We start from the raw sequence: 1,844 nt of genomic DNA on the forward strand, positions 1-1,844 counted from the left end.
ACACGGATACCAACGTGACTGGCACCAACGCCTTGGGTGCCTTTTCGATCGACGCCGCTTCACGTGCGGCCAATAGCGTGTTGCTGGAGAACGGCGGCACGCTGACGGTGAACGCCAACGGCTCTGCGACCGGTACGACGGTTCGCGATGGGGGGGGGCTACAGGTGCTCGGTGGCGGGGTGCTGCAGGGCTCGACGGTGGTCACCGGCACCGGCCAGGTGACCGGCGCGGTGACAGGTGGTGTGGCCGGTTCCAAGCTTTACCTGAGTCAGGGCGGCTCCTTCACGGGTACCGCCAGCCAGATCGATATGGATGTTGACACGCCCTCGCGCTGGACCATGACGGGTGACTCCAGGGTGGGCTCGTTGACCCTGGAAGGCCAGATCGACATGGCCGCGCCCACGGCTCCGGGCGCGTTCGTGCCGAAGACACTGACGGTCAGCGGGATGAGCGGCGGTTACGGCCAGATCACCCTGAATGTGGCGCTGGGTGATAGCGCCAGCCTGGCGGACCAAGTGGTGATCGACGGCGGGCCGGTAGGGGGTGTGACATACCTGGGCATCCGCAACGCGGGTGGGCTTGGTGGGCAGACCACGGGCGACGGCATTCAGGTCGTCAAAACAATCAATGGCGGCAACACGCTGTGGGGCACCCCGTTTGTGCTGAACGGGCCGGTGCTGGCCGGTGCCTACCAGTACACGCTGCGTCGTGGCAGCAAGAACGACAGCGATTTCTTCCTGACCTCGCAGAAGCCGACTTTGAGCACGCCCTCACCGCTTCCCGGTGCAACGGATCCGGTGTCAAAGACGGGAACGGGTGCGGAGTCCAGTGCTGGCAATGGCGGAAACCCCACGGCAGGAGGCGGCGATGAGGCTCCGATGGCCGCAGACAGCGGGGTGCCGAACTATCGCGCGGAGGCGTCGCTGTATTCGGTGGTGCCGACCCTGGGGCTGACGTACAACAACGCCGTGCTCGATGCGGTCAGTGATGGCAGTGCAATGGCCGATGACCGCGGGCTGTGGGGCAAGGTGGTGAGCCAGTTCCCGAGAAGTGGCTCGGATGAGGGCATCTACGGGAGCGCGGCGAAGTTCCACGGCAGCCTCTATTCACTGGTGCTGGGCAAGGGCCTGTATACGCACGACGAGGGCGGCGTGAAGCAGACCGCGGGGGCGTATGTGTCGTTCGGCACCGGCAATGCGGATGTGGAGCACTGGGATGGCAGCAACGCCGGCGACATCACGCTGCGCGGTTACGCGCTGGGCGGCTATTACAGACAGCAGGCACCCTCGGGCTGGTACATGAAGGGCCAGGCGCAACTGGGCTGGCAGTCGCAGGATGCGAGTTCGGTGAACCAGATGTCGCTGCACACGAGTGGCTGGAGTGTGGCGGGACTGGTGGAGGCGGGCATGCGCCGCTCGCTCACGCCGGAGCTCACGTTTGAGCCGGCGGTACGGCTGAGCGCGCAGCACCTGCAGCTCAATGACACGCAGGATGCCGCCTCGCAGGTGAGCTTCAGCCAGGCCGACAGTGCTCGGGCGAGCGTGGGGGCGAAGCTTGCGCGCAGCTGGGCGCTCGATGAGCAGCGCTCGGTCACGGCGTGGGTACGCCCGTCGCTGGGGTATGAGTTCATGGGCGTGCCGCAGACGGTGTTCAATTCGGGCGGCTTCAGCACGCCGGTGGGCTCGGACCGCACGGGGGCGACGGCGGTGCTGGAAGCGGGGGTGAGCGGCTGGGTACGCAAGAACGTGAACCTGAACCTGGCGGTGAACTACGCGGCGCCGCTCTCGGGTAACACGATCGAGGGCGTGGGCGTGAACGTGGGCGCAAAGATCCTGTTCTGACGG

At 66.3% G+C, this 1,844-nt stretch carries 1 protein-coding gene; it reads left to right on the top strand.

Features of this window, described 5'->3' with window-relative positions; genetic code table 11:
- A partial coding sequence (locus tag M0D66_RS37870) for an autotransporter outer membrane beta-barrel domain-containing protein (protein WP_266212954.1) occupies window positions 1-1,841 on the top strand: 1,841 nt, incomplete at its 5' end.
- Window positions 1,842-1,844 lie beyond the last annotated feature (3 nt).

The organism is Paraburkholderia sp. SECH2, from assembly GCF_030464795.1.
Taxonomy (GTDB): Bacteria; Pseudomonadota; Gammaproteobacteria; order Burkholderiales; family Burkholderiaceae; genus Paraburkholderia; species Paraburkholderia aspalathi.